Source organism: Sphingomonas sp. CL5.1, from assembly GCF_013344685.1.
Taxonomy (GTDB): domain Bacteria; phylum Pseudomonadota; class Alphaproteobacteria; order Sphingomonadales; family Sphingomonadaceae; genus Sphingomonas.
The window spans coordinates 206,950-230,480 of the sequence record NZ_CP050137.1 but is presented as its reverse complement, the minus strand read 5'-3'; the positions used below and the strand labels follow the sequence as shown (position 1 = coordinate 230,480).

At 67.4% G+C, this 23,531-nt stretch carries 19 protein-coding genes; 3 read left to right on the top strand and 16 right to left on the bottom strand.

Annotated features, from left to right (window positions below; genetic code table 11):
• Positions 1–4: 4 nt before the first annotated feature.
• On the bottom strand, positions 5–1,195 hold the full coding sequence (locus tag F9288_RS01130) for an aromatic ring-hydroxylating dioxygenase subunit alpha (RefSeq protein WP_174834921.1): 1,191 nt from the start codon (positions 1,193–1,195) through the stop codon (positions 5–7).
• Positions 1,196–1,399: 204 nt separating this feature from the next.
• Between F9288_RS01130 and F9288_RS01125 the strand changes: the two genes are divergently transcribed.
• Positions 1,400–2,584: an aromatic ring-hydroxylating dioxygenase subunit alpha gene (locus tag F9288_RS01125; protein WP_174834920.1), complete on the top strand. Its 1,185-nt coding sequence runs from the start codon at positions 1,400–1,402 to the stop codon at positions 2,582–2,584.
• A 6-nt stretch (positions 2,585–2,590) separates the two neighbouring features.
• Here F9288_RS01125 and F9288_RS01120 read toward each other — a convergent pair whose 3' ends face one another.
• From F9288_RS01120 to F9288_RS01110, 3 genes are read right to left on the bottom strand one after another with little or no spacing between them, the layout of a single operon-like run.
• Positions 2,591–3,145, bottom strand: a complete 555-nt coding sequence (locus F9288_RS01120) for a carboxymuconolactone decarboxylase family protein (RefSeq protein ID WP_174834919.1) — start codon at positions 3,143–3,145, stop codon at positions 2,591–2,593.
• A gap of 2 nt (positions 3,146–3,147) precedes the next feature.
• The gene (locus F9288_RS01115) at positions 3,148–4,581 is read right to left on the bottom strand and encodes an aldehyde dehydrogenase family protein (RefSeq protein ID WP_174834918.1); all 1,434 of its coding nucleotides are present in this window, start codon (positions 4,579–4,581) and stop codon (positions 3,148–3,150) included.
• A gap of 15 nt (positions 4,582–4,596) precedes the next feature.
• Positions 4,597–5,265 (bottom strand): TetR family transcriptional regulator, encoded by a 669-nt coding sequence (locus F9288_RS01110; RefSeq protein WP_174834917.1) that lies wholly within the window; start codon positions 5,263–5,265, stop codon positions 4,597–4,599.
• 160 nt (positions 5,266–5,425) lie between these two features.
• On the opposite strand from F9288_RS01110, the gene F9288_RS01105 reads away from it, so the two are divergent.
• Complete coding sequence (locus F9288_RS01105) at positions 5,426–6,283, top strand: alpha/beta fold hydrolase (RefSeq protein WP_254621021.1); 858 nt, start codon at positions 5,426–5,428, stop codon at positions 6,281–6,283.
• Between the two features lie 8 nt (positions 6,284–6,291).
• On the opposite strand, the gene F9288_RS01100 is transcribed toward F9288_RS01105, so the two are convergent.
• The 7 genes from F9288_RS01100 to F9288_RS01070 form a co-directional block, all read right to left on the bottom strand.
• Positions 6,292–6,651 (bottom strand): EthD domain-containing protein, encoded by a 360-nt coding sequence (locus tag F9288_RS01100; protein ID WP_254621170.1) that lies wholly within the window; start codon positions 6,649–6,651, stop codon positions 6,292–6,294.
• Between the two features lie 25 nt (positions 6,652–6,676).
• Complete coding sequence (locus F9288_RS01095; RefSeq protein WP_174834915.1) at positions 6,677–7,432, bottom strand: SDR family NAD(P)-dependent oxidoreductase; 756 nt, start codon at positions 7,430–7,432, stop codon at positions 6,677–6,679.
• Positions 7,429–9,609, bottom strand: coding sequence for a molybdopterin-dependent oxidoreductase (locus tag F9288_RS01090; RefSeq protein WP_174834914.1), 2,181 nt, complete (start codon positions 9,607–9,609; stop codon positions 7,429–7,431). The genes F9288_RS01095 and F9288_RS01090 overlap by 4 nt, the downstream gene beginning before the upstream one ends.
• A 1-nt stretch (position 9,610) precedes the next feature.
• Complete coding sequence (locus F9288_RS01085) at positions 9,611–10,807, bottom strand: acyl-CoA dehydrogenase family protein (protein WP_174834913.1); 1,197 nt, start codon at positions 10,805–10,807, stop codon at positions 9,611–9,613.
• A gap of 91 nt (positions 10,808–10,898) precedes the next feature.
• Positions 10,899–13,148, bottom strand: a complete 2,250-nt coding sequence (locus F9288_RS01080) for a CoA transferase (protein ID WP_217482574.1) — start codon at positions 13,146–13,148, stop codon at positions 10,899–10,901.
• A gap of 47 nt (positions 13,149–13,195) precedes the next feature.
• Positions 13,196–13,621, bottom strand: a complete 426-nt coding sequence (locus F9288_RS01075) for a GFA family protein (protein WP_174834911.1) — start codon at positions 13,619–13,621, stop codon at positions 13,196–13,198.
• Positions 13,622–13,650: 29 nt separating this feature from the next.
• Complete coding sequence (locus F9288_RS01070) at positions 13,651–14,877, bottom strand: aromatic ring-hydroxylating dioxygenase subunit alpha (protein ID WP_174834910.1); 1,227 nt, start codon at positions 14,875–14,877, stop codon at positions 13,651–13,653.
• Between the two features lie 134 nt (positions 14,878–15,011).
• Here F9288_RS01070 and F9288_RS01065 point away from each other — a divergent pair, with 134 nt between their 5' ends.
• Positions 15,012–16,553, top strand: coding sequence for a class I adenylate-forming enzyme family protein (locus F9288_RS01065; protein ID WP_174834909.1), 1,542 nt, complete (start codon positions 15,012–15,014; stop codon positions 16,551–16,553).
• A gap of 36 nt (positions 16,554–16,589) precedes the next feature.
• Here F9288_RS01065 and F9288_RS01060 read toward each other — a convergent pair whose 3' ends face one another.
• The 5 genes from F9288_RS01060 to F9288_RS01040 form a co-directional block, all read right to left on the bottom strand.
• A complete protein-coding gene (locus F9288_RS01060; RefSeq protein WP_174834908.1) occupies positions 16,590–17,399 on the bottom strand; it encodes a TauD/TfdA family dioxygenase in 810 nt (269 codons plus the stop codon).
• Between the two features lie 60 nt (positions 17,400–17,459).
• Complete coding sequence (locus tag F9288_RS01055; RefSeq protein ID WP_174834907.1) at positions 17,460–18,074, bottom strand: TetR/AcrR family transcriptional regulator; 615 nt, start codon at positions 18,072–18,074, stop codon at positions 17,460–17,462.
• 64 nt (positions 18,075–18,138) lie between these two features.
• The gene (locus F9288_RS01050) at positions 18,139–19,284 is read right to left on the bottom strand and encodes an aromatic ring-hydroxylating dioxygenase subunit alpha (RefSeq protein WP_174834906.1); all 1,146 of its coding nucleotides are present in this window, start codon (positions 19,282–19,284) and stop codon (positions 18,139–18,141) included.
• Positions 19,285–19,397: 113 nt separating this feature from the next.
• The gene (locus F9288_RS01045) at positions 19,398–21,758 is read right to left on the bottom strand and encodes a TonB-dependent receptor (protein ID WP_174834905.1); all 2,361 of its coding nucleotides are present in this window, start codon (positions 21,756–21,758) and stop codon (positions 19,398–19,400) included.
• A gap of 84 nt (positions 21,759–21,842) precedes the next feature.
• Positions 21,843–23,381: a class I adenylate-forming enzyme family protein gene (locus F9288_RS01040; protein ID WP_174834904.1), complete on the bottom strand. Its 1,539-nt coding sequence runs from the start codon at positions 23,379–23,381 to the stop codon at positions 21,843–21,845.
• Positions 23,382–23,531: the final 150 nt, after the last annotated feature.

Here is a 23,531-nt window from a genome sequence, read left to right as displayed (position 1 = left end):
TAGATCAGCGCAGCTCGGCCGGAAGGCGGCGTTCGACCCGTTCATGGAACGGTCCGATCGGCGCCTCCATCCCCCCGTAAAGAACCGTCTCCAGCCCACCGCTGGCAAGCGCCTCCTGCTGGAGGACGCCGGCGCTGAAATCCTCCCTGAAGATCTCATCCTGGAAATCCCAGGAACGGCGGAACAGGTCCTCCGCCTTCGCGCCTTGCAGCGGCTGGGGCATCAGCATCGCATATTGCACGATCGTGCGGTCCACGGCGCGCGGCATCAGCACCATCGTGCTGATGAAATAGGGGCTGGTGACGATGATCGTGTTGGGGAAGACGAGATAGGAATGGGTGATGTCCCGGTGCAGCGCGTCGCTCGTCAGGTCCGTGCCGCCGGGCTCGAAATGGACCCTGCCGGCGATCTGGCGGAGGTGATCGCCCAGCCAACGCATGATCGGATTGTTGTCGGCGTTGAGCGACGCGACCGTCTTCGCGTGCAGCCGCTGGATGTGATAGGCTTCCAGGAACGGCTCGACCACCAGCTTCCAGTTCGATTTCAGGTCGTAATGCCGCATCTTGTAGAGATGCATGCCCGGCAGGCCGAGCGCCGCGAGATCGGCGGCGAGCGCGTCGGTGCCGGCGGGCGGGCCAGCGGTCGCGGCCTTGTCCAGCCCGGTCCAGATGAAGCCGGCGGCCTCGTGGCAGGGGAGCGGCGCGAGGCCGAGCGCGGACTTGTCGGCGGTGGGGAATGTCTCCGGCCGGGCGATGCCGATGAGCTTGCCGTCCAGCCCATAGGTCCAGGCATGGTACGGGCAGGTGACGCGGCCCGCCTTCACCGCCTCGCAGCCCGGCACCAGCTTCGATCCACGGTGGATGCAGATATTGTAGAACGCCCGTGCCTGCCCGTCGCGGTCGCGGGTGAGGAGCAGCGGCACGCCGAAGCCGTCGATCGGCAGGAAGGTGCCCGGATCGGGCAGCGCGGCGGACGGCAGGACTGGCACCGGCGCGCGATGGAACAGATGCGTCATCTCCGCTTCGAATCGGCGCGAATCGGTATAGATGCGCGCCGGACGCCGGGCCTCTGTGGTGGGCACCGGAGCGTCCGCGTGGGCGGGGAGCGCGTGGATATCCGCCAGCTGGCTCTCGGTGAGCTGGCGGGCGAGGGGGATGAACCGTCCCGTATCAGGTTCGCTCGCGATCGTCGCCATATCCTCTCTCGCTCTTGTTTAGTCGATTACCTATCGCAACTTCAGCGCGCGTCAACCGATCGTGCGCGGCGGATGCGCGACAAGGATGCGTGACGCAGATTTAATCACATGATTAAAATTCAATTGGACAATTGAATTTCGCGTCGCTGCGCGCTATGCCGGTCTGACGCATAATCGTCTTTCCAGAGGGATGGCTTGAAAATCATGAGCACAGCAACCGCCATCGCGCCCGCCGAGCGCAACATCCCGACGCTCGCCTCGCTGTCGCCGAGCCAGATCGATGCGATCCGTCGCATCAGGCCGCACGATCAGGCGGAAGATCCCGTGCTCCATGAGCGCCGGCCGACGTCGATCTTCACCTCGCAGGAGCGTTTCGACGCGGAGCAGGAAAGGATTTTCCGCGCCGTGCCCGTTCCGATGACCGTTTCGGCGCTGCTCCCCGAGCCGGGCAGCGTGCTGGCGGTGGAAAGCTATGGCGTGCCCGTCGTCGTGACGCGTACCCGCGAGGGCGAAATCCGCGCCTTCATCAATTCCTGCACTCACAAGGGATCGAAGCTGGTCGAGGATTGCGACCCGCGCAAGGCGGCGCGCCTGACCTGCCCCTATCATGCCTGGACGTTCGGGCTGGACGGCAAGCTGCTGGCGGTGCCGCGCGCGGAGACCATCGCCTGCTTCGACAAGGCGGACCGGCCGTTGCGCCAGCTTGCGGCGAAGGAGATCGGCGGCATCGTCTGGGTCGGGCTCGATCCGCGGCGCAGCTATTCCTTCGACCATATCAATCCGCAACTGGCGGCGGACCTGGAGGCGCTGAACCTGCCGCGCGGGCATGTCTACGGCCGGCGCCAGTTCGATCTCAACGCCAACTGGAAGCTGGTGCTGGAACCGTTCCTTGAGGGCTATCACGTCCAGCGGCTGCACGCCCAGTCGGTCGGGCCGCTGTTCGCCGACGTGGCGACGGTGGTCGACCAGTTCGGCGACAGCCTGCGCCAGACCTCCGGCAAGGCGAATTTCACCGTGGAGGCGCTCGACGATCCGGAGCTCAACATCCACAAGATCGTCACCTTCGCCTATCAGATGTTCCCCAATGTCGTGGTCATCACCAGCCCTTATTACATCAGCGTGATGATCCTCGCACCGCGCGGGCCGGACCGGACGATGGTGGACTATACGATGCTGACCCGCGAGGCGCCCGACAACCCGAAGGCTGAGGAACTGTTCAAGCGCTCCTATGACATGGTGCTGGGCGTGTTCGGCGGCGAGGATTTCCGCGCTGCGGAGATTTCGCAGGCCGGGCTTTCCGGTGGTGCGATGGACGATGTGATCTATTGCGGGCTGGAGGAGAATATCCCGCGCTTCTATCGCGGGGTGGAGCGTTTCCTCGAAGCCTGAAGCGCCCTATCGGTCCGCCCGGCGACCTTGCACGAAAGAGCCGCCGAGCGGGCCGGTTTCCTCCACCTCGATATCGAGCGCGCGGAGATAGCCGGCGGTCATGATGTAGAAGCCCGGCAACAGCGTCAGCTCGACGAACTGCTCGTCGCTGAACAGCGCGCGGGCGGCGGCGAAGCTTTCTTCCGATATGTTATGGTCGCGATGGATTTCCTCCGCGATACGCACCGCCAGGGCGATCTCCGAGGGGAGCATGTCGAAGCGTTGCGCCGCGATCGCCTCGAGCATCGCCTCCGGCATGCCGATCGCGCGCGCCACGCTGACATGCTGATGCCACTCGTAATCGGAGCCGCACAATTGCCCGACGCGTAGGATCACCGCCTCGCGCAGCACCGGATCGAGTGAGCCTTTCAGCAGCAGATGGCTGCCGAGCCTGGCATAGGCGTTCATGAGCCGGGGCGAGTGACTCATCATCCGGGTGACGTTGAGCGAGCCGAGACGGGTCAGCCGGTCGAGCGTCTCGGCGTCCTGCCGCGCGGGATCGGGGAAGGGAATGCGCGCCATGCTCAGGCCGCCTTCGCCGGCATGCCGAGCAGCGCCTTCACCTCGAGGAAGCCCTCGAACGCATGATCGCCCCATTCGCGGCCGTTGCCCGATTGCTTGTAGCCGCCGAATGGCGCCATCGCATCGGGCGTGGCGCGGTTGACGATGACCTGGCCGACCCGCAGCCGCGCGGCGACCTCCTCGATCGTCGCGTTATCCCGGCCCTGGATATAGCCGGCGAGGCCGTAGGGCGAATCGTTGGCGATCTCGATCGCGTCGTCGATCGTGCCGTAGGGGATGATCGAGACGACGGGGCCGAATATCTCCTCGCGCGCGATGCGCATGTCATTGCTGACGTTGCCGAACACGGTGGGGCGGACATAGAAGCCCTTGTCCAGCCCCTCGGGGCGTCCGGTGCCGCCCGCCACCAGCGTCGCGCCTTCGTTGATCCCGCTCTGGATCAGCGCCTGAATCCGGTCGAACTGGATGCGCGAGACGACCGGGCCGACATCCGCTTCCGCCGGCGCGCCGACATTGATCGCATCGGCGGCCCGGCCCGCGATCGCGCACGCCTCCTTCATCCGGTCGGCGGGGACGAGCATCCGCGTCGGTGCGTTGCACGACTGGCCGGAGTTAGACGCCATGGCGTGGACGCCGTGCGTCACCGCCTGCTCGAGATCGGCATCGGGCAGGATGATGTTGGCCGATTTCCCGCCAAGCTCCTGATGGACGCGCTTGATCGTCGGCGCCGCGGCACGGGCGACCTCCACCCCCGCGCGGGTTGAGCCGGTGAACGAGACCATGTCGACATCGGGATGCGTGCTGAGCGCCGCGCCGACCACCGGCCCGTCGCCGTGGATCATGTTGAACACGCCGGCGGGGACGCCGGCGGCGTCCAGCACCTCGGCCCAGATGGTAGCGGAAAAGGGTGAGAATTCCGATGGCTTGAGCACCATCGTGCAGCCGCAGGCGATGGCGGGCACGACCTTCGCCGCGATCTGGTTGATCGGCCAGTTCCATGGCGTGATGAGCGCGCACACGCCGATCGGCTCGCGCACGATCGTGGTCGTGCCGCGCCGCTCGACGAACGGATAGCCTTCCTTCAATACGTTGACCGCGGTGCGCAGATGGACGTGGCCGATCTTGGCGTGGAGCTGCTCCGCCAGCGAGGCCGGCGCGCCCATCTCGGCGGTGATCGCCAGCGCAAGGTCGGCGCGGCGCTTGCGATATTCCTCTATGATCGCCTCGAGCAGCTCGATGCGCTCGCCCGGCGTGGTACGTGAGAAGGCCGGGAAGGCGCGCTTCGCCGCCGCGACCGCCGCGTCGACATCATCAGCGCTGCCGAGAACGATCTTGCCCGCCGGCTGCTCGGTCGCGGGGTCGATGACGGTGAATGTCTCGTGACCGGCCGGCGCCGTCCAGCGGCCGTCGATATAGAATTGGGTGGATTCGCGCATCCGCTGTCCTGTCGTTCAGGCCGACGCTTCGGGCGGCGGCGGTGTCAGCAAGGTGGTCATGTAGATTTCGGTCACATGTTTGATGTAGCGCTGGCGCAGCTCGTCCGTGACATGCCCTTCGCCGCGCAGGTGAAGCAATGTGTGGCGCGCGTAGAAGATATGGTCGCACGCGCCGGTGAGGCTGAAATAGAACAGCTCCGGATCGATCGGACGGAAATCGCCGCTGGCGACGCCCTGCTCCAGGATCGCGCGTTGCGCGTTGAGGATCGGCTCGACGAAGAATTGCGCGATCTTGCCGCCCGCTTCGGTTTCTCCGTCGCCGATCAGATAATGCATCAGCCGGTTGAGATAGGGGGAGCGGTAATAGGTGTTGATCATCCCGCTGATGTGGACGCGCATCTTCGCCACCGGCGAGATGTTCATCCGCACCAGGTGCTCCATCTGCTCCACCGCGCGATAGGCGTCGCGGGAGTGCAGGGCGAGCAGCATCCCTTCCTTGCCGCCGAAATAATATTTGACCAGCGCGGAATTGAGGCCGGATTCCTTCGCCACGTCGCTCAGCGAGATATCGATCACGTTGCGCCGCGACAGGATTGCCGCCGCCGCGTCGAGCAGCGCCGTGGCGGATGGTGAATGCTCCTCCGCGCGCAACGGCTTTTCGGGCAGCCTCTCGACCATCGCCATTCTGCGTTCTTTCTGATTTGATACCGGTCCAAAACGATTTACCGTTCGCAGGGCGCGGCGCAAGCCAGTTAGGCGCAAGAAGTTCAATTAATCGATCAATGTTGCGAGGCTGGGCCTGGTGGCGTAGCGTGATCGAAGCAGCGGACCGGAGAAATGCCTGATGGAAGTAACCGCCATGCCGATCGAGACGCGGCGTTTCCAGGCGCGGGACGGGGTGAGACTGGTTGGCGACGTGGGCGGCGATCCCCGCGCGCCCACCGTGGTGCTGATGCACGGCGGCGGGCAGACCCGGCATAGCTGGTCGGGCGCGCTGCGGGCGCTGGTCGACGCCGGCTATCACGTCATCAATTATGATGCGCGCGGGCACGGCGAGAGCGACTGGTCGCGCGACGGCGATTATTCCATGTCGTTGCGCGCGCGCGACCTGGGCGACGTGCTGGCGGGCGTGGGCGGGCCGGTCGCGCTGGTCGGCGCGTCGATGGGCGGCGCCACCAGCCTGTTCGCGATCGGCGAGGCGAGCGCGCCGCGTCCGGCCGCGCTGGTCATGGTCGATATCGTGCCGCGGCCCAACATCGCCGGCACCGATCGTATTCGCGCGTTCATGGCCGCCAATCCCGAGGGATTCGCCAGCCTCGACGAGGCGGCGGACGCGGTGGCGGCCTACAACCACCATCGCCCGCGCCCGAAGGACCCGTCGGGCCTCGCCCGCAACCTGCGCCGGCGCGGCGACCGATGGTTCTGGCATTGGGACCCCCGGATGCTCGACTCGGTCAACATCGACGTGCGCGGCGAGACGATGACGCGCCATGCCGCCGGCATCGACTTCCCGACGCTGCTGGTGCGGGGAATGGCGAGCGACATCGTCGACGAGGCGGGGGTGGAGGCGTTCCGCGCCGCCTTGCCGGACCTGGAGGTATTCAACGTGCGCGGTGCCGGCCATATGGTGGCCGGCGACCGCAACGATGTCTTCAACGAAGGCGTGCTCGGCTTCCTCGGCCGCGTCATGCCGCCACGCTGAGCGGGCTTTCAGATCACGATATTCTCGCGCACCCAGAAAAGCGGGGAGTTGGCGAGATCGATGAACGCGCGCTCGTCGGCGAGGAGGTGGCGGCCCGCGTCGCGCGCTTCCTTGCTGTCGCCGACCGCCAGGATATCCTCGATACTGTCCCAATAGAGTTCCGCGACGCCGTCATAAGGCTCCACGATCGCGTCGCGCGCCGCCACCGGGCCGGCGATGCGGGGATCGTCGAAACTGTGGCTCTGCACATATCTGCGCATGCGCAGCAGCGGCGCGACCTCCCGCACCAGCGGCGCGTGCCGCTCCCGCCAATAGGTCTGGAATTCCGCCCGCGTCAGGTCGGCGCGGCGGCGCAGGCAGAAGATCATCTTTATCACGCGAATCTCCGATTGTTCACATCGTCAGCCCGCCATCGACCGCGATCTGCGTCCCGGTCACGAAGCCGCTTTCGTCCGACAGGAGGAAGACAGCGGCGCCGACGATCTCCTCCGGCTCCGCCACGCGCCCCAGCGGGGTCGCCGTCGCGCCCATCGTCCGCCCGTGCCCGCGCGAGGATTCGTCGAGCAGGCGAGTGCCGAAATAGCCGGGGTGGATGACGTTCACGCGAATGCGGTGCGGCGCAAGCTCCGCCGCGGCGGCGAGGCTCATGCCGACCACCGCCGCCTTCGTCCCGGCATAGGCGACGATGCCGGGATGCGCGCGGGTCGCGGCGGCCGAGCCGATATTGACGATCGACCCGCCGCCGTTGGCACGCATCGCCGCGCCGGCCGCGCGCATCCCGTGCCACACGCCGAGCTGGTTGACCGCGATCATGCGCATCACATCGTCGTCGGTCATGCGTGACAGGTTGCCGCTGATCCCCAGCCCGGCGTTGTTGACGAGGCCGGTGACGGGGCCGAGCTGCCGCTCCACCAGCGGCACGATGCCGTCCCAGCCCGACGCCGCGCCGACATCGAGCGGCAGGTAGCGGCTCGCCGCGCCGATCTCCTCCGCGATCCGTTCGCCCGCCTTCGCGTCGCGCCCGCACAATGCGACCTGTCCGCCCGCAGTCGCGATGCCGCGCGCGATCGCCTCGCCGATGCCGCGCGTGCCGCCGGTGACGATCACGGTCTTGCCGCGCAGCCGGTCGCTCGATCCGGGCGCGGTCATGCCGCTTCCTTCGTCGCCACGCGGGTGACCTCGACGTCGAGGCAGTCGAGCAGCGTCATGCCCGACACCCATTCGACCCATTCCACGCCCAGCCCGAGCAGGACGTTGACGTTGCGGCCCTCCGTCGCGTTCGCGCGCTGCCAGCCGCCGGCATGGCCCCAGCCATGTGGATAGGAAACGGTGCCGCGCGCGATCCCGTCGGTGATCTCGGCGGGGACGCGGATCGCGCCATTGGCGTTCGACACGCGCACCTCGTCGCCATCGGCGATGTCGCGGGCGGCGGCGTCCTCCGGATGGATCATCAGCGTCGGATGCTGCGAGCGGACGAGCTTGTCCGAATTGTGCATCCACGAGTTGATCGACCGTATGTCGCGCCGCCCGATGAGGACTAGCGTGCCTGCCGGGCGCGACAGGCCGGCGCGCAGCCGCGCCAGCTCCGGCGCGGCAAGCGGATGCCACAGGTCGAGTCGGCCGCCGGGATGCGCGACACGCGCGCGCCAGCGGTGCCGGTCCTCGGGCATGTCGTCGAGCATCACGCCGTGCGGCCGGTCGCGCAGCCGCGCGCGCGACCAGCCGTCGCGCTCTCCGAAATGGTCGCCGACCGGGCCGCGCCGCAGCATCCGGTCGACCTGCCCGAGCGGATCGGGGAGCAACCCGAACCTGCCCAGCGCCTGCTTGCGTGGCGACAGCGAGGGCGCGTCCAGCCCCATGCGCCGCGCGATCCCGGCATAGATCGCATAATCGTCGCGCGCCTCGCCCATCGGCGGCACCACCGCCTCGGTATATTGCAGGAAGGGGCGCATCAGCGCGTGCATCCCGACCAGCGGCCAGTCGGCACGCTCCAGGAAGGTGAGGGTGGGCAGCACGTAATGCGCGTGCTTGTTGGTTTCGTTGACGTAGAAATCGAGGCTGACGTGCAGCTCCAGCTTCTCGAGCGCCGCCGCCAGCCGCGCGCCGCCGGGCGCGCTGACCACCGGGTTGCCGGCGGAGACGATCAGCGCGCGGATGCGATCGCCTTCCTCCTCGATATCGGCGGGCAGCAAGGCGGCGGCGAGCTTCCCGGCGATCGCCGGGACGCCGCCGACGCGGTTGGCGTTGTCGCTATAGCCGCCGGCCATCGCCGCGAACGCGCCGCCGAAGAGCTGCCGGCCGAACCGCACCCCGCCCGGCGCGCCATAGCGCCCGGTCACCGCGTTGAGCACGCTGGCGAGATAGCTGCCGAAGGTGCCGAACCGTCCCCGGCACAGGCCGAGCCCGCCATAGACCGCCGCGCGTTCCGCTCCCGCGAAATCGCGCGCGAGCGCGGCGATCGTGTCGACCGGGATGCCGGTGGCCGCGCCGACGGCGGCGAGCGGCACCGCGCGCACCGCCTGTTCGAGATCGGGAAGGCCGGTGGTGACGGCGGCCACGGCGGCGCGGTCGATGCGATCCTCCGCGAACAGCACGTGGAGCATGCCGGCGAGCAGCCATGCATCGCTGTCGGGGTTGATCGCGACATGCTCACCGCGCCGCGCCGTCTCGGTGGCGCGCGGATCGACCACCACCACCCGCCCGCGCGCGGCGATCGCCTCCAGATCGTGGCGCCAGCGGGGATCGAAGATCATCCAGCCGTTCGAGACCATCGGATTCGCGCCGAGGATCAGCAGGAAATCGCATTGCGGCAGATCGGCGAAGGCCAGCGGCACCGGCGCGCCATGGATCATGTAATTGGCGGTGAGCCGGGCGTTGCTGTCCTGCGATCCGGCGCCGTAGAGCTTCTTCGCGCCGATCGCGGCGACGAACTCGCCGAAGCCCATGAAGGAATTGGTCGAGAAAGCGGTGGGATTGCCGAGATAGCCGGCGAGCGCCCCGCCGCCGTGCCGCTCCCGGATCGCGCGCAGCCGGGCGGCGATGTCGTCCAGCGCCTCCGCCCAGGAAACGGGCGCGAACTCGCCGGGGCCGCCGACGCGCTTGAGCGGGCGCAGCACGCGATCGGGATCGTTGGTCACGTCGGCGATGCGGATGCCCTTGACGCAGGCATGGCCGATCGAGTGCGGATTGTCCCGATCGGGGGCGACGGCGGTGACGCGCCCGCCCTCCACCGTCGCGACCAGCCCGCAGAAGGATTCGCACAAGCGGCAGAAGGTCGGGTGGCGGCCGTCCGCCCCCGGCCGGGTGACGATCGCCTCCGCCGCCACGCTACAGCCCGAGCGACTTGGCGAGGATGTTGCGCTGGATTTCGTTCGATCCGGCGTAGATCGAGCCCGCGCGCTCGTTGAGGTAGCGCAGCGGCGCGATCGCGGCGAAGCGCGGGCCAAGCGCCTCCCCGTCGGCATGCGGCAGCGAGACGTTGCCGCCGGGGCAGCCGGCCTGCGGCTGATAGGCGAAGCCGTAGCGGCCGGCGACGAGCATGCCCAGCTCGGTCGCGCGCTGCTGGAGTTCGGTGCCGAGTATCTTCATCACCGACGCCGCCATGCCGGGCGCGCCGCCCGCGCTCATCGCGCGGAATTCGTAGATTTCGAGCGCCGCGACGCGGATGCGCGCATCGGCGAGCTGGCGCGCGAACCCTGGCTCGTTCGCCATGCCCGCCTCGCGCGCTGCCTCCGCGATCCGGTCGAGCCTGTCCTGTAGTTCCGGGGCATAAGCGGTGCCGCCGCGCTCGAACTCCAGCAGGTATTTCGCCACCGTCCAGCCATGGTCGATCGCGCCGACGACATTGGCCTTCGGCACGCGCACCTGATCGAGGAATATCTCGTTCTGGATATGCTCGCCCGACGGCGACACGATCGGGCGAACGGTGACGCCGGGCGACGCCATGTCGATCAGCAGGAAGGTGATGCCCTGTTGCGGGCGGGCGAGCCGCGCGGTGCGGACGAGGAAGAAGCCCCAGTTCGCGACATCGGCATGCGTGTTCCAGATCTTCTGCCCGGTGACGATCAGGTCGTCGCCGTCGGCATCGGCGCGCATCTGCAGCGCGGCGAGATCGGACCCGGCGCCCGGTTCCGAATATCCCTGGCACCAGAAATGCTCGCCGGAGAGCATGCGCGGCAGGAAATAGGCTTTTTGCGCCTCGCTGCCGTGGCCGATGATCGCGGGGCCGCACATCTGGATGCCCATCGGCGACACCGGCGGCGCGCCGGCCGCGACGCGCTCGCGGGCGAAGATGTAGCGTTGCGTGACGCTCCAGCCAGCGCCACCATGTTCCTTCGGCCACGCCGGCGCGGCCCAGCCCCGGCGGTGGAGGATGCGCTGCCATTCCAGCGAGCGGCGATGTTCGCCATAGACGCTGGTCATCCAACGGCCGGCGTCGCGCAGCTCATCGGTCAGATGCTCGGCGAGGAACGCGCGGACCTCGTCGCGGAAACCCAGATCCTCGGGCGTCCAGTTAAGGTCCATTCGGCTGCGCTCCTCTCCTGATCCGCGCCACGCTAGTCCGGGCGACGAAGACCTGCAACATTAATTGATTGATTATATCGCGTTGGCCGTATCAACCGGTTGCCCGCGCCCGTGTTTCGTCGATCAGGGCATAGATTGATCGTTCGACGGGTTGCAGCACGCCGGCCTCGACCAGCATTTCAGCCGCGCGTGGCGACAGGTCCAGCCAATCGGCAACCACTTCCTCGGTGTTCTCCCCTGCGAGGGGAGCGGGACGGGAATCGGCATCGGCGAGCATCGAGGAGCGCGCGTGGCGATGCTCTGCCACCACTTCCTCGTCGAGGAAGGGATGCGTCTCGAAACGGAAGAAGTCGCGCTCGCGATAATAAGCAAAGGTTGGCAGTTCGGCGATCCGCCGCATCGGCGCGGCGGGTACGCCGGCCTCCTGGAATATTGTCGCGGCGGCCTCCGGTGCGCGATCATGCAGCCACGCGCCGAGCGCCCCGTCCAGCCGGTCCGCGTTCGCGGCGCGTCCCTCACGGGTGGCAAGCGTCGCGTCGTCGGCAAGCCCGAGGAACGGCGCGAGCGCGCGCCAGTCCGCATCGTCGCGCACGGTGATGACGCACCACGCATCGTCGCCCGCGGCTGGATAGACGCCCCACGGCCGATCCGGCGGCCCGTCGCTCGCGGCGTTCGCCGAAGCCCGCGCCACATCGGCGGCGAAATGGCCGAGCATCACCTCCGCCTGCGCGATCTCGGCATGGCCGCCCGTGCCGGTGCGCAGGCGCCGGATGAGCAGGGCGACCGCCGCCATCGCGCCGATCCGCGCGGCGACGTGATCGGGATAGATGGTGATCGAATCGCTGTAGCCCTCCGGGTCGTCGGGATAGCGCCAGCGCTCGGTAAGCCCGGTCGCGGCGCGCACCAGTGGGCCATAGCCCATGCGCGCGCTCCACGGCCCGGTCGCGCCGAAGGCGGAACTCTCCACCGTGACGAGCCCAGGGTTGACCGCGCTCAGCGTCGCGTGGTCCAGCCCGAGCGAGGCCATCGTGCCGGGCTTGAAGTTCGAAAGGATCACGTCGGCCGACCGCGCCATGTCGAGGAACAGCGCCTTGCCGCGCGGATCGCGCAGGTCGAGGCCGAGGCTGCGCTTGTTGCGATGCCCCGCCGCGAAGCTGACCGACAGGTCGTAGGGAAGATAGGATTGCCGGTTGCCGTCCGGGAAGGCGCGACTCTCGACCTTGACCACGTCGGCGCCCTGGTCGGCGAACTGGCGGCTCGTCTCCGCCCCCACCACGATCACGCCAAGGTCCAGCACGCGCAGACCGTCGAAGGCGCGGGTCGGGGGATTGGCACAGGAAGGGGTGGGAAGGGAGGTCGTCGTCTCGCAGACCGCCGGCGACATGCGCGCGCCATCGATGGAGATCATGCCGTTGGGCAGTCTGACCGGCGTGCCATCCACGAGGGTCGCGTCGCGGAAGGTGCCACGCGCGCGGAAATGATCGGTGTCGAGCGCTTCGCCCAACGAGGCGAGCGCGGCAATCGGCACGCCGTGGCGCTGGCCGTCGCGTTCCAGCTCGTCGCGGCTCCGGCTGGCGAAGAAGGCGGCGATCGCCGGGATCAGGTCGGGCGATTTGTAGCGCACCCCCGTGCGGTCGAACGACGGATCGGCGAAGGCGGCCGGCGAACCCATCCAGGTGAACATACCCTGCCATTGCCGCGCGGAGAGCAGGCAGATGCGGACATGGCCATCCGCACATGGGAGGATGGGATATTGATAGCCGCGCGCCGGGCGGTCGCGCGACAGCAGTTTCGCCGGCCTGCCCATCGTGGCGCTGCCGCCGATGCCATAGCCGGGGTCGAGCGCCTGCACGACGCCTTCGAGCGCGGAGAAGTCGATATGATCGCCCCGACCAGTGCGCAGCGCGTGATAGAGCGAGGCGAGGACGGCATAGGCCGCCTGCGCGGCGGCGCATTGCTGGGCGATGCCGTGCGGTGGGAGCAGCGGCGCCCGGCCGCGAATGCCGGAGCGGCATAGCACGCCGGAGAGCGCGTGGAGGACGGGATCGGTCGCCTGCCAGCCGGTGAAGCTGTTGCCGGTGCCGAAGTCGCTCACCGCCATCGTCACCAGCGTCGGATTTGCCCGGCGGGCTTCGCTGAGATCGATCGTGGAATCGGCGACGACGACATGCGCCCGCGTGAGGAGATCGGGGAGATCGCGCGGGTCGGCGGCCTGCTTGCCGGCATTGGCGGCGGCATCCGCGAACGGATCGCTGCCGCCGGACGCAACCCGGTCGACCCGCGCGCCCAATTCGGCGAGATAGCGGGTGATCGGGGCAAGCGGCCCGGTTACGGCATCCACTACCCGGATGCCTGCGAGCGGTCGATCGATACCTGCTCCCGCCATGCTCAGGCCGGATCGCGCGGGAAGGACGGCAGGCCGGCGGGAATTTCCACCCATGGCAATTTGGAGGCGGTCCACACATGCAGGCCGGGCGCGAAATCGCCCGCATTGTCGGCGGTGCCCGCCTTGATCGCGACGATCGCCGGCTGGGCGGTGATGACCGAGCGGATCGGCGAGCCGCAGCGCGCGCAGAATTCCCGGATCACCGGCTTTCCGCTGGCGGTGTCATTGTCCTCATAGGCACCGAGCGGCCCCTCGATCGCGACATGGCGCGCCTTGGCGACGATATTGACCGAATAAGCCGCGCCGGACTGGCGGCGGCAGGACGTGCAGTGACAAGCGGCGACGGCGAGCGGCGCGCCCTCGATGCGGTAACGCACCGCGCCGCAATTGCATCCGCCCTCGATTGCGGCGTCATCGGTTTCGCTCATGTTTCCATTCCTCGCTGGTCGCTCGCGAGCTATGCTTGTTTAATCGATTGATGCAAGTCTTGCGCGACAAAGCTGATCGTGCCTTCGCCCACAATGCCGCCGTCGATGTCGCGGTGCAACTGGCGGTGGAGATGCTGGGCGGATTTCTCGTTGGAGCCGTAGCGGAAGGTGCCGCCGGGCCAGGCGGCGGCATTCTCCTGGATCCACGCCTCCATCGGGAAATCCTCCTCCATTCCGGCCTGGCGCAGGATATCCCAGCTTTTCGTGATGCGCTCCGCCATTTCCGGCGACATGATCTCGGGGCGGACCATGAAGCGGATGCGGACGGTGCAGCGCCCCGGATCGGCGATATCGGGCCACACGCTCCACAATTCGATATGGTCCGGCGCCTCGACCAGCACGTTGTTGGGATAGAGCGACATCACCGTGCCGACATAGCGGGAGGTCGCGTCGATCTCCTCGCCCGCGTCGAGCATCCGCTTCAGCTTGGCGCGCGCCATGAACATCTTCCCGTGCGCGCCGAATTCCCTGAACACCGCCGAATGGTTGACGGTGCGCGAGCCGACCCCGCCGGGCTTGGGATGGAGGAATTGCGCGTGGAGGCTGTCGATCGAGCCGTCCATCACCAGCTTCCAGTTCACCTCCAGCGGAATCCAATGCTCCATGAGGACGGTCGCGCTGTCGAGGTTCCACGGTGCGATCTGCGTGTCGATGCCAGCGCCGATAAAGCCGGGCAGGTCGATCGGCGCATCCTCCGTCAGCGTCACGAAGACGAGGCCGTGGCGCACCGCGCAGGGAAAGCGGATCAGGCCGTTGCAGCCCCGGTCGATGCCGCCGGCGGTCTCCTCATAGGGCACCGCCTTCAGCGCCCCGCCCTCCGCCGCATAGGACCAGCCGTGGTATTGGCACATGAACAGCCCTTTGCGGCCGCTTTCCGCCTGCTCCACCCGGCCGCCGCGATGGCGGCACATGTTGCGGAAGGCGGCGACCGAGCCGTCCTTCTGCCGCACCACCAGCAGCGGGATGCCGAGCACGGTGCGGGTGAAGAAGGAGCTGGGCTCCGGCACGTCGCTCAGGTGGCCGACCACCAGCGGGCGCGAGCGCAGCAGCGCGATCTCCCGCGTCAGCCGCTCGGGCGAGGTGAAATGCTCCGTCGGGATGATGAGCGTCGCCTCGGCCAGATCGGTGCCGCCGACGCGGATCAGATCGACCAGCCGGTCGAGCGCCTCGGTATCCAGCGCAACGTCGGTCGCCATGTCTCGCTCTCCTGATTCACGCGCCGTTCGCGGTGCAGTGATTGACATATTTCAAAAAACGTAAACTATAACGGATTGAAGTCAATCGCGGGCCATGGACATCGCGATGGCGCGAGGCGCAGGAGAGGAACAGGATGCACTTCAATCGCTACATCGCGCATTGGTCGTCGCGCTATCCCGACAAGGTGGCGCTGGTCTGCGAGGACCGGCCAATCACCTGGCGCGAGATCGACGAGCGGTCGGCGCGGATCGCCGCGTTCCTGATCGCGCGCGGGGTGGAGCCGGGCGATCGCGTCGGCTGCCTGCTGGAGAATTCGATCGACTGGTGCCTCGCCTTCATCGGGGCGTTCCGCGCGGGCGCGATCTTCGTGCCGTTCAACCGCCTGTTCGGCCGCTACGAGCTGGACCAGATCGCGCGCGACGCGGAATGCGCGATCGTCGTCTCCTGCGCGGAGGACGTGGCCAAGCTGGACGTGACGCATGATGCGGACGATCCGCGCGCGATCCACTTCTACGACCTGCGGGATCGCGATGCCCCTCCGGTGCCGCTGGCCGACGTGCTGGCGCGGGAATGGGCCTTCGCCGACCACAGGCGCAGCGACGACGATCCGATCGCGATCTGCTACACCTCCGGCACCACCGGCATCCCCAAGGGCATCCTGCTGACGCATCGTTCGGTCGATACGATGGTGCAGGGCCTGACGATGACCTTCCAATGGTCGATCGGCAACGAGCGCTTCGTGATCCTGGCGCCGCTGGCCTTCACGGGCACGGTGATCTGCGTGCTGTGCCCGCTGCTCGCGACCGGCGGCACCGGCTTCATCGAGAAGACCCTGGACGCCAGCCGGGCGTTGGAGCTGATCGTGCGCGAGCGGATCACCTATTTCCCCGGCGTGCCCGCCCTGTTCGAGCGGATCGCGGCCGCGCCGGGCTTCGCGGAGGCGGACATCAGTTCGATCCGCACCGGCAACGCGGGCGGCGCGCCGGTGCCGCGCTCGCTGCTGGAGAAGTTCCACCGCAAGGGCGTGACGATCCGCCAGCAATACGGGACGAGCGAATCCTCCGGCGCGATCACCAATCCGGAACTGGCGCTCGCGCTGCGCTGTCCGGAATCGGCGGGTCATCCGCTCCCCACCTTCGATATCGAGATTCGTGATGCGGGCGCGCGCGCGGTGCCGCCCGATACGCCGGGCGAGATATGGATACGCGGGCCGCAGATGATGCAGGGCTATTGGCGCAAGCCGGAGGCCAATGCCGAGGCGTTCGACGCGGATGGATGGTATCGCACCGGCGACCTGGGACGGTACGATCCCGAGCTGGGGCTGTTCGTGCTCGACCGGAAGAAGAACATGCTGATCTCCGGCGGGGTCAACGTCTATCCGGCCGAGGTGGAGCGCGCGATGGCGCGGATCGATGGCGTCGAGGAAGTGGTGGTGTTCGGCATGCCGCATCCTGCATGGGGCGATGAAGTAGTGGCGCTGGTCCACGGCCCGACGCTGACGGATGGCGCGGCGCTGGTGCCGCGGTTGCGCGAGCTGATCGGCCCGTACAAGACGCCGCGACGCATCATCGTCAGCCGCGAGCCGCTGCCGCGCACCGCTTCGTCGAAAGTGGTGCGGCACGGATTGCAGGAATTGTTCGCGCGGCTGGCCGGGGAAAGCAGCATAGTCGCATGACCGGAGAGCGGGTTCGCTTCACCGTGACCCCGCGCTTCAGGCGGCGCGGGTCAGCGCGGGTGGGGCGCTTGTGATGCCGAGGACGGGTTCGCCGACGACCGTCATCCGCTGCATCCGGCGCGGCTCGCGATAGTCGACCACCGCATAATGCTGCGTGAAATTATTGTCCCACATCGCGACCACATCGGGGCTCCAGCGGTGGCGGACCTGATAGTCGGGCATCGTCGCGCTGGTCGAGAACAGGCGGATCACGTCGTCGCTCTCCAGCTTGCTCATCCCGATGATGCGCTTCGAGAACAGGCTGTTGATATAGAGGCCGCGCCGGCCGGTGCGCGGATTGACCCGCACGGCGGGATGGACGTGCTCCAGCGTTCCCGCCGCGGTCGTCACGCTCTGCAGCACCTCCAGCCCGTCGGCGAAGCGGCGGAGCGAATCCGACAGTCCTTCATAGGCCGCATACATGCTCGCCCATAACGTATCCCCGCCGAGCGACGGCAGATATTCCGGACGCAGGATCGTCGCATAGGGCGGCCGTTCGCGGAACGGCACGTCCGTATGCCACATGTCGGCGAACTCACCCTTGCCGTATTTCGGGCTCGCCTCGAGGACATGGATCGGCGCCAGATCGCCGCCCAGGCTCGGGATGAGGGGTGTGATCTCCAGCTCCCCGATCGCCTCGCCGAACGCGAGGAATTGCTGCGCGGTCAGCGACTGGCCGGTGAAGAACAGGACAAGATGCTCCTCCAGCAGCGCGCGCAGCTCCTCGCGATCGGCGGGCGTGACCTCCGCCAGATTCCGTCCGCTGATGCGCGCACCGATATGCGGGGTGATCCGTTCGACCTGCATCGATCCTCTCCAACTATTGTCGACGCAGGATAAGCGCTCGATTAATTTAAGACAATCGCCTTATATGGACGGGGCCGAGAAGATCGCCTCGCCGAGAACGACGATCTCGGCGAGGAGCGCTTCCGGGTCAGCGATCGGGCTGTCGCCGGCGTCGAGCCGATCGAGCGCGTCGAGGATCAGGGTGGAGAATTGGCCGACGCGGAATTCGAAGGTCGCATCGTCGATCGGCGGAAGCGCAGCGCGGACGTTGGCCACGGCGGCGGCGGCGAGTGGCGCCTTTGGCCCGACCGCGAGGCGGCGGGCGAACCCGCCGGCGGAGCGGCGCAGGACGAGGAGGAAGCCGGCATAGCTGTGCCGCCCGCTCGCGGCGCGCTGCTCCATCAGCGGGCGGCAGATCAGATCGAGCTGGGCGCGAATGCCGGCGGATGGCTCGCCGCCGTCGAGCAATTCGCGTCGCCGCGCCTCGACCTGCGCCAGCCGCCGGTCGAAGATCGCCTGGATCAGCCCCTCGCGGTCGCCGAAATGATATTGCACCGCGAAGCTGTTGGCCGATCCCGCCGCCAGCGCGATCGCCCGCAGCGACGCCCCCTCGATCCCCTGTTCGCTGAAGATCTGTTCGGCTGCCTCGATCAAGGCGTCCCTTGCAGGTGCCTTGCGGCGGTCGGTCCGTGCCATCGCTGCCCCGTATTGCTGCCGAATGCGGCGCGGCCCTAACATGTCCGTGCGCGAACCCGCCAGCTTAGCCGGCCGCCGCGATCGCGCTCGCCAGACGCAGGTGGAGGTGCTGGCACGAGATTTCGCTGCGGCCGTAGAGATAGGTTGCATCGGGGCTGGACGCCGCATTGGCCTGGATGGTCTGCTCCATCGGCCAGTCCTCGTTCATCGCCGCATCCTCTAGGATGGCGAGGCTGCGGTTCAGGCGATCGGGCATGTCGCCGGTCAGCTTCGCCGGATCGATCAGGAAGCGGATGTGAACCGTGCATCTGCCCGCTGTCTCGCCCGGCCAGACCGTCCAGAATTCGTAATGGTCGGGCGCCGCGATGACGAGCGTGTTGGGGAACAGCACGAAGACGGTGGCGAAATAGCGCCACGCCGCCTCCGGGGTCGCGCCGTTCCGGACCGCATCCGCCAGCCGCTTGCGCGCGGTGAACATCTGGCCGTGGAGACCATAGTCCTTCCAGATGCCGACATTGGTGTGGACGAGCTTGCCGACGCCGTTGGGGTGGAGGAATTGCGGATGAAGCACGTCATAGGCGCCGTCCATCACCAGCTTCCAGTTCACCTCCAGATCGTATTTGCGTTCGAGGAAGACGGTCGTCCGGTCGAGCGCGAAGGTGGCGAGCTGCTCGTCGGCCTGTGCGCCGAGGAAGGTCGCCACGTCCCGCCCGGCATCGTCCGACAGGTCGACCCAGACGAGGCCGTGGCGCTCCTCGCAATGGACGCGGAACAGGCCGTTGCACGCCGGGTCGATCGGATCGAAGCTCTCCTTGAACGGAATGCCGCGCAGATCGCCGGAGCGGTCGTAGGACCATCCGTGATAGGCGCAGACGAACGCGGATTTGCGTCCCGATTCCGCCATCTCCACCTTGCCGCCGCGATGACGGCACATGTTGCGGAAGCAGCGCACCGCGCCGTCCTTCTGGCGGACGATGAGCACGGCAGTGCCGAGCAGGTCGCGCGTGACGAACGAGCCCGGCTCGGGCAGTTCGGAAGCGGTGGCGGCAACGAGGAACTGGCGGCGGAACACCGCGCGCTCGTCGGCGAGATGCGCGTCGCTGGAGAAATTGAAGGCGGGGACGCGCAGCTCCGTCTCGGCCATGTCGGTCGTCCCGCGATCGATATGGGCGACCATGCGGTCGAAGACTTCCTGGGTGATATTGGTCATGGGCGTGCTCCGGGACGACGCCGTGACGATCCGCGTCGGTATTTACAAATTTTGTAATACGTAAAGAACGCGAAAGTCAACGGGTGCCGGGATCGCCGGCATCACCGGGCCTGTCAGTGGAACTTCGCCGAGAAGCGCACCATCACTTGCCGTCCGCGGCTGACCGAAGCGATTGTGTCGGACGGCGTCACCGTGGCCGTGCCGGTGCCGCTGCCGGTGAAGGTGGAATCGATCGCGCGCGAGAAATAATATTTGTTCGTCAGGTTGCGTCCAAGCACGCCAATCGAGAAACCCTTGCCCTCATTGGTATACATCGCGCCGAGGTCGAGCGTCGCATAGGCGCCCTGGCGGCTCTGGGGCTTGTTCGAAGGGGCGGCGAAATAGCTGCTCGAATAATTCCCGTCGGCCGAGAGATTGAGCGTGTCGCCGTTGCTGCCGAGCGGGACGGTGTAGCTGATGCCGCCCTGCGCGACGACGTCGGGCGCGCGCACCATCTGCTGCCCGCTCAGGTCCTGCGCGGTGAAGACGCCGGCCGCATTGGGATTGAGATTGCACCCCATCGCGATCGACTGGCCCGAATAGCAGGTCGTGATGAGGCGATTGTACCGCCCATGATTGTAGGCGAAAGCGGCATGCAGCGAGAGTTGCTCGGTGGCCTGGAAACTGCCCTCCAGCTCAAAGCCCTTGTTGGTCGCCTTGCCCGCGTTGACGATGCGCTGGTCGACGCCGCGCACCGGATCGATGATATTGGCGGTCACTTGCAGGCCGGGGTGGGTGTAATGATAGCCGATCAGGCTGCCGCGCAGCCGCCCGTCGGGCGAGCGGACCTTGATTCCGCCCTCGAAGCCGTGGACGGTCTGCTGATTGAACGACCGGTCGAGCGTGAGATCGCCCGAGGAAACCGCGAAGCCCCCAGACAGGAACCCCGTCTTGTACGCGCCATAGATGGTGAGGTCGTGTGACGGCCGATAGGTGAGCGTCACCTCGGGCGAGAAATTGTCCCAGCTCTTGCCGTTCGATGCGGTGGCCCGTCGATTCCCGGCCGCATCATACAGGCGATAGCCTTTCTTTTCATGGGAATAGCGGCCGCCGCCCGACAGCTCCAGCGTGGGGGTGATATTGATCATCGCCTGCGCGAAGAAGGAATAGGCCGTACCGTCCTGGAACACCGGCTGCTTCACGCCGATCACCGTCGGCGCCAGCGCGTTGCGCAGCACATAGTTCGAGAATTGCAGATCGGCATCCTGGTAATAAGCGCCGAGGAGGAAATTGAACGGCTCGTCGAACGAACTGGCGAGGCGCAGCTCCTGCGAAATCTCGCGGTCGCGGAACCGCTGGCTGCCGCCGAAGATGAACGCGGGCACGGTCGAATCGGCGACGCTCGCATTGGTGACGAAGCGCATGTACGACAGGTAATAGCCGGTGAGGCTGGTGAGTTTCAGATGGTCGCCAAGCGCGAGATTCAGCTCCAGCCCCGCCAGCACCTGATCCTGCCGGGTATAGGGCACGCTCTGGAATTCGGATGCGTAATTGCCGATCAGCGGGCCGAGATCGGGGATGATGATGCGATCGTCGGCCGAGCAATCCCCGCGCACCGGCGCGAGCTGGTCGTAGCCGAGCGGGCAGTTCACCGTCTGGATATTAGATTCCGGGCCGGATGCGTCGAGATGGCTGTAATTCAGCTTGAGGCGCGCGTCGAAATTGGCGCCGCCATCATATTTCAACGTGATCCGGCCGCCATATTCGGTGCTGGTCGGCAGCCGCTTGTTGCTTGGGCCGAGCGTCGCGCTGGGCGTTGCGACATTGTCGAAATAGCCCTTCATGTCTGAGCCATAGACCGCGAGACGCGCGCCAAGGCCATCGGCAAGCGGGCCGGAGACGAAGAAGTCCGTGCGATATTCGTCGGCGCGGAATTCGTAGCTGGCGTTGACCCCGGCCTCGAACGTCGCCCCCGGATCCGCGGTGCGGATCACGATGATGCCGGCAGGGCTGTTCTTGCCGAAGAACAGCGCTTGCGGCCCTTTCAGTACCTCGACCTGCGCCATGTCGACCTCGGACATGCGGCGGACGGCCGCGCGGCCGACCTGCACGCCATCGACGTTGAACGACACCGCCTGGTCCGCGAACGGGTTCGATTCGCCGACGCCGATCCCGCGGATCAGGACGACGCCGCCCTGCGTGCTGGCGCCCGCGTCGGAGATGATGAGCTGGGGCACGGCGCTCGCCAGATTGTCGAGCCGGACGATCGCGCGCCGTTGCAGTTCGGCCGATCCGACCGCCGACACCGCCACTGGCGCGCTGGTGAGCGATTCCGCGCGGCGGCGCGCGGTGACGACGATGTCGCTGTCGATCCCGGCTACTTCGCTCGCGGCGGCGGGAGGCGGGGTCTCCTGGGCCAGCACCGGCGTGGAAACCGAACATGCCAGCATCGCGATCAACTGGGCGCACCTGTGGCTACGCTTCCGATCCTTCATCGTCGTCCCCTCCTTGATACGGCCGATTCGCCGGTTATTTTCAAGGTACGATTAACGGAAATCGGAAATCTGTAAAGATGCGCCTTAATCCGCCGGCGGAATGGAGAGCGTGGCGTAGAGCGCGGGCAATTCGGTGCGCGCGATCTTGTTGGTGACGGTTTTCGGCAGCGGAGCGGGGGAAACGACGATTTCGCGCGGTGTCTTCAGCGGACCGAGCAGTTCGCGCAACGTCGCGCGCAATGCGTCGGGATCGATCGCTTCCGGGCCGTGGACCAGCGCCACGACCTTTTCGCCCCATCGCGGGTCCGGCGCGCCGAACACGCCGCATTCGGCGATCATCGGCAGCGAGGCGAGCGCGCGCTCGATCTCCGCCGGATAGATGTTGACCCCGCCGGAGATGACCATGTTCTTGAGCCGGTCGACCACCGTGATGACGCCGGCCTCGTCGCGCGTGACGAGATCGCCGGTCCTGAACCAGCCGTCCGCGAAGGCGGCGGCGGTCTGCGCCTCGTCGCGCCAATAGCCGCGCATCACCTGCGGGCCGCGCACCCAGATCTCGCCGGTCTCGCCCGGGGCGCAGTCGCGCCCGTCATGCACCACGCGCGCCTCCAGCGTGACCTGCGGGAAGCCGACCGTCTCGGGGCGGGCCATGGCAAGGTCCTCCGGCGGGGTGCAGCCCATTGCGCCCAGCTCGGTGCAGCCATAGACTTGGCGGATGCGCACGCCCTTGGCGCGGAAGCGGGCGAGCAATTCCCGCGACACCGGCGCGCCGCCGGTCATCGCGACACGCAGCGAGGAAAGGTCCGCATCGGCCCAGCCGGGAACCTCCGGCAGGCGCTCCCAGATCGCCGGCACCATCGTCATGAAGGTGGCGCGCTCGCTCTCGATCCGGTGCAGGATGCGCTCGGGATCGACCGCCGGCTCGATGATCGCGCAGGCCCCGATCGCGAGCATCGGCACGAGCAGCGAGAGGCAGCCGCCGGTGAAGGCGAGCGGGGCGACGATCAGCGCGCGATCGTCGCTGGTGAACTTGAGCGACAGGATATAGCCCATCAGGAAGGCGGCGACCGTCGCATGCGTCTGCATCGTGCCTTTCGGCAGGCCGGTGCTGCCCGAGGTGTAGAAGATCGCGGCGAGTTGGTCCGGGCTTGTCGCCACCTGCCGCGCCAGCGCGCCGCTCGCCGCCGCGCGGGCGAACGGGGTGGGAGGAAGCGCGCGCGCCGCCGGGGAGGCGATGACCAACGTATCCTCCGTCTCCGCGCCGTCCAGTGCGAAGTGCGCGGCGAGGCTGCGGCCGGCGGCCGGCGTGGTGACGAGCGCGGCGCAATCGGCGTTCTCCGCGATCGCCTCCAGCTCGAAGCTGCCGAAGCGCGGATTGAGCGGCACCAGCGCCGCGCCGGCCAGCGACAGCCCGACATAGGCCACCGCCCATTCGGCGCAATTGGGCAGCAGGATCGCGACCCGGTCGCCGGGCTGGACACCGCGCTCCTGAAGCTCGGCCGCCACGCCCTCGGCCGCCGCGATCAGCGCGCGCCAGGTGTAGCGCGTCTCCTCGCAGACGACCGCCTCGTCGTCCGGACGGAAATTCGCCCAGTAGCGAAACAGGTCAGGCAGACAGATCATGCGGAGGCTCCCGTCCGGAGTGGAGGAAAGAAAAGATGGTCTCGCGCCGCCGATCATGGACCGGGCCGGTCATGGGTGGCGATATCCGCGTGGTGAGGTTATGCGCGAGGCATTCCTGCCCGTTGCGCATGCGAGACGATACGGGCGAAT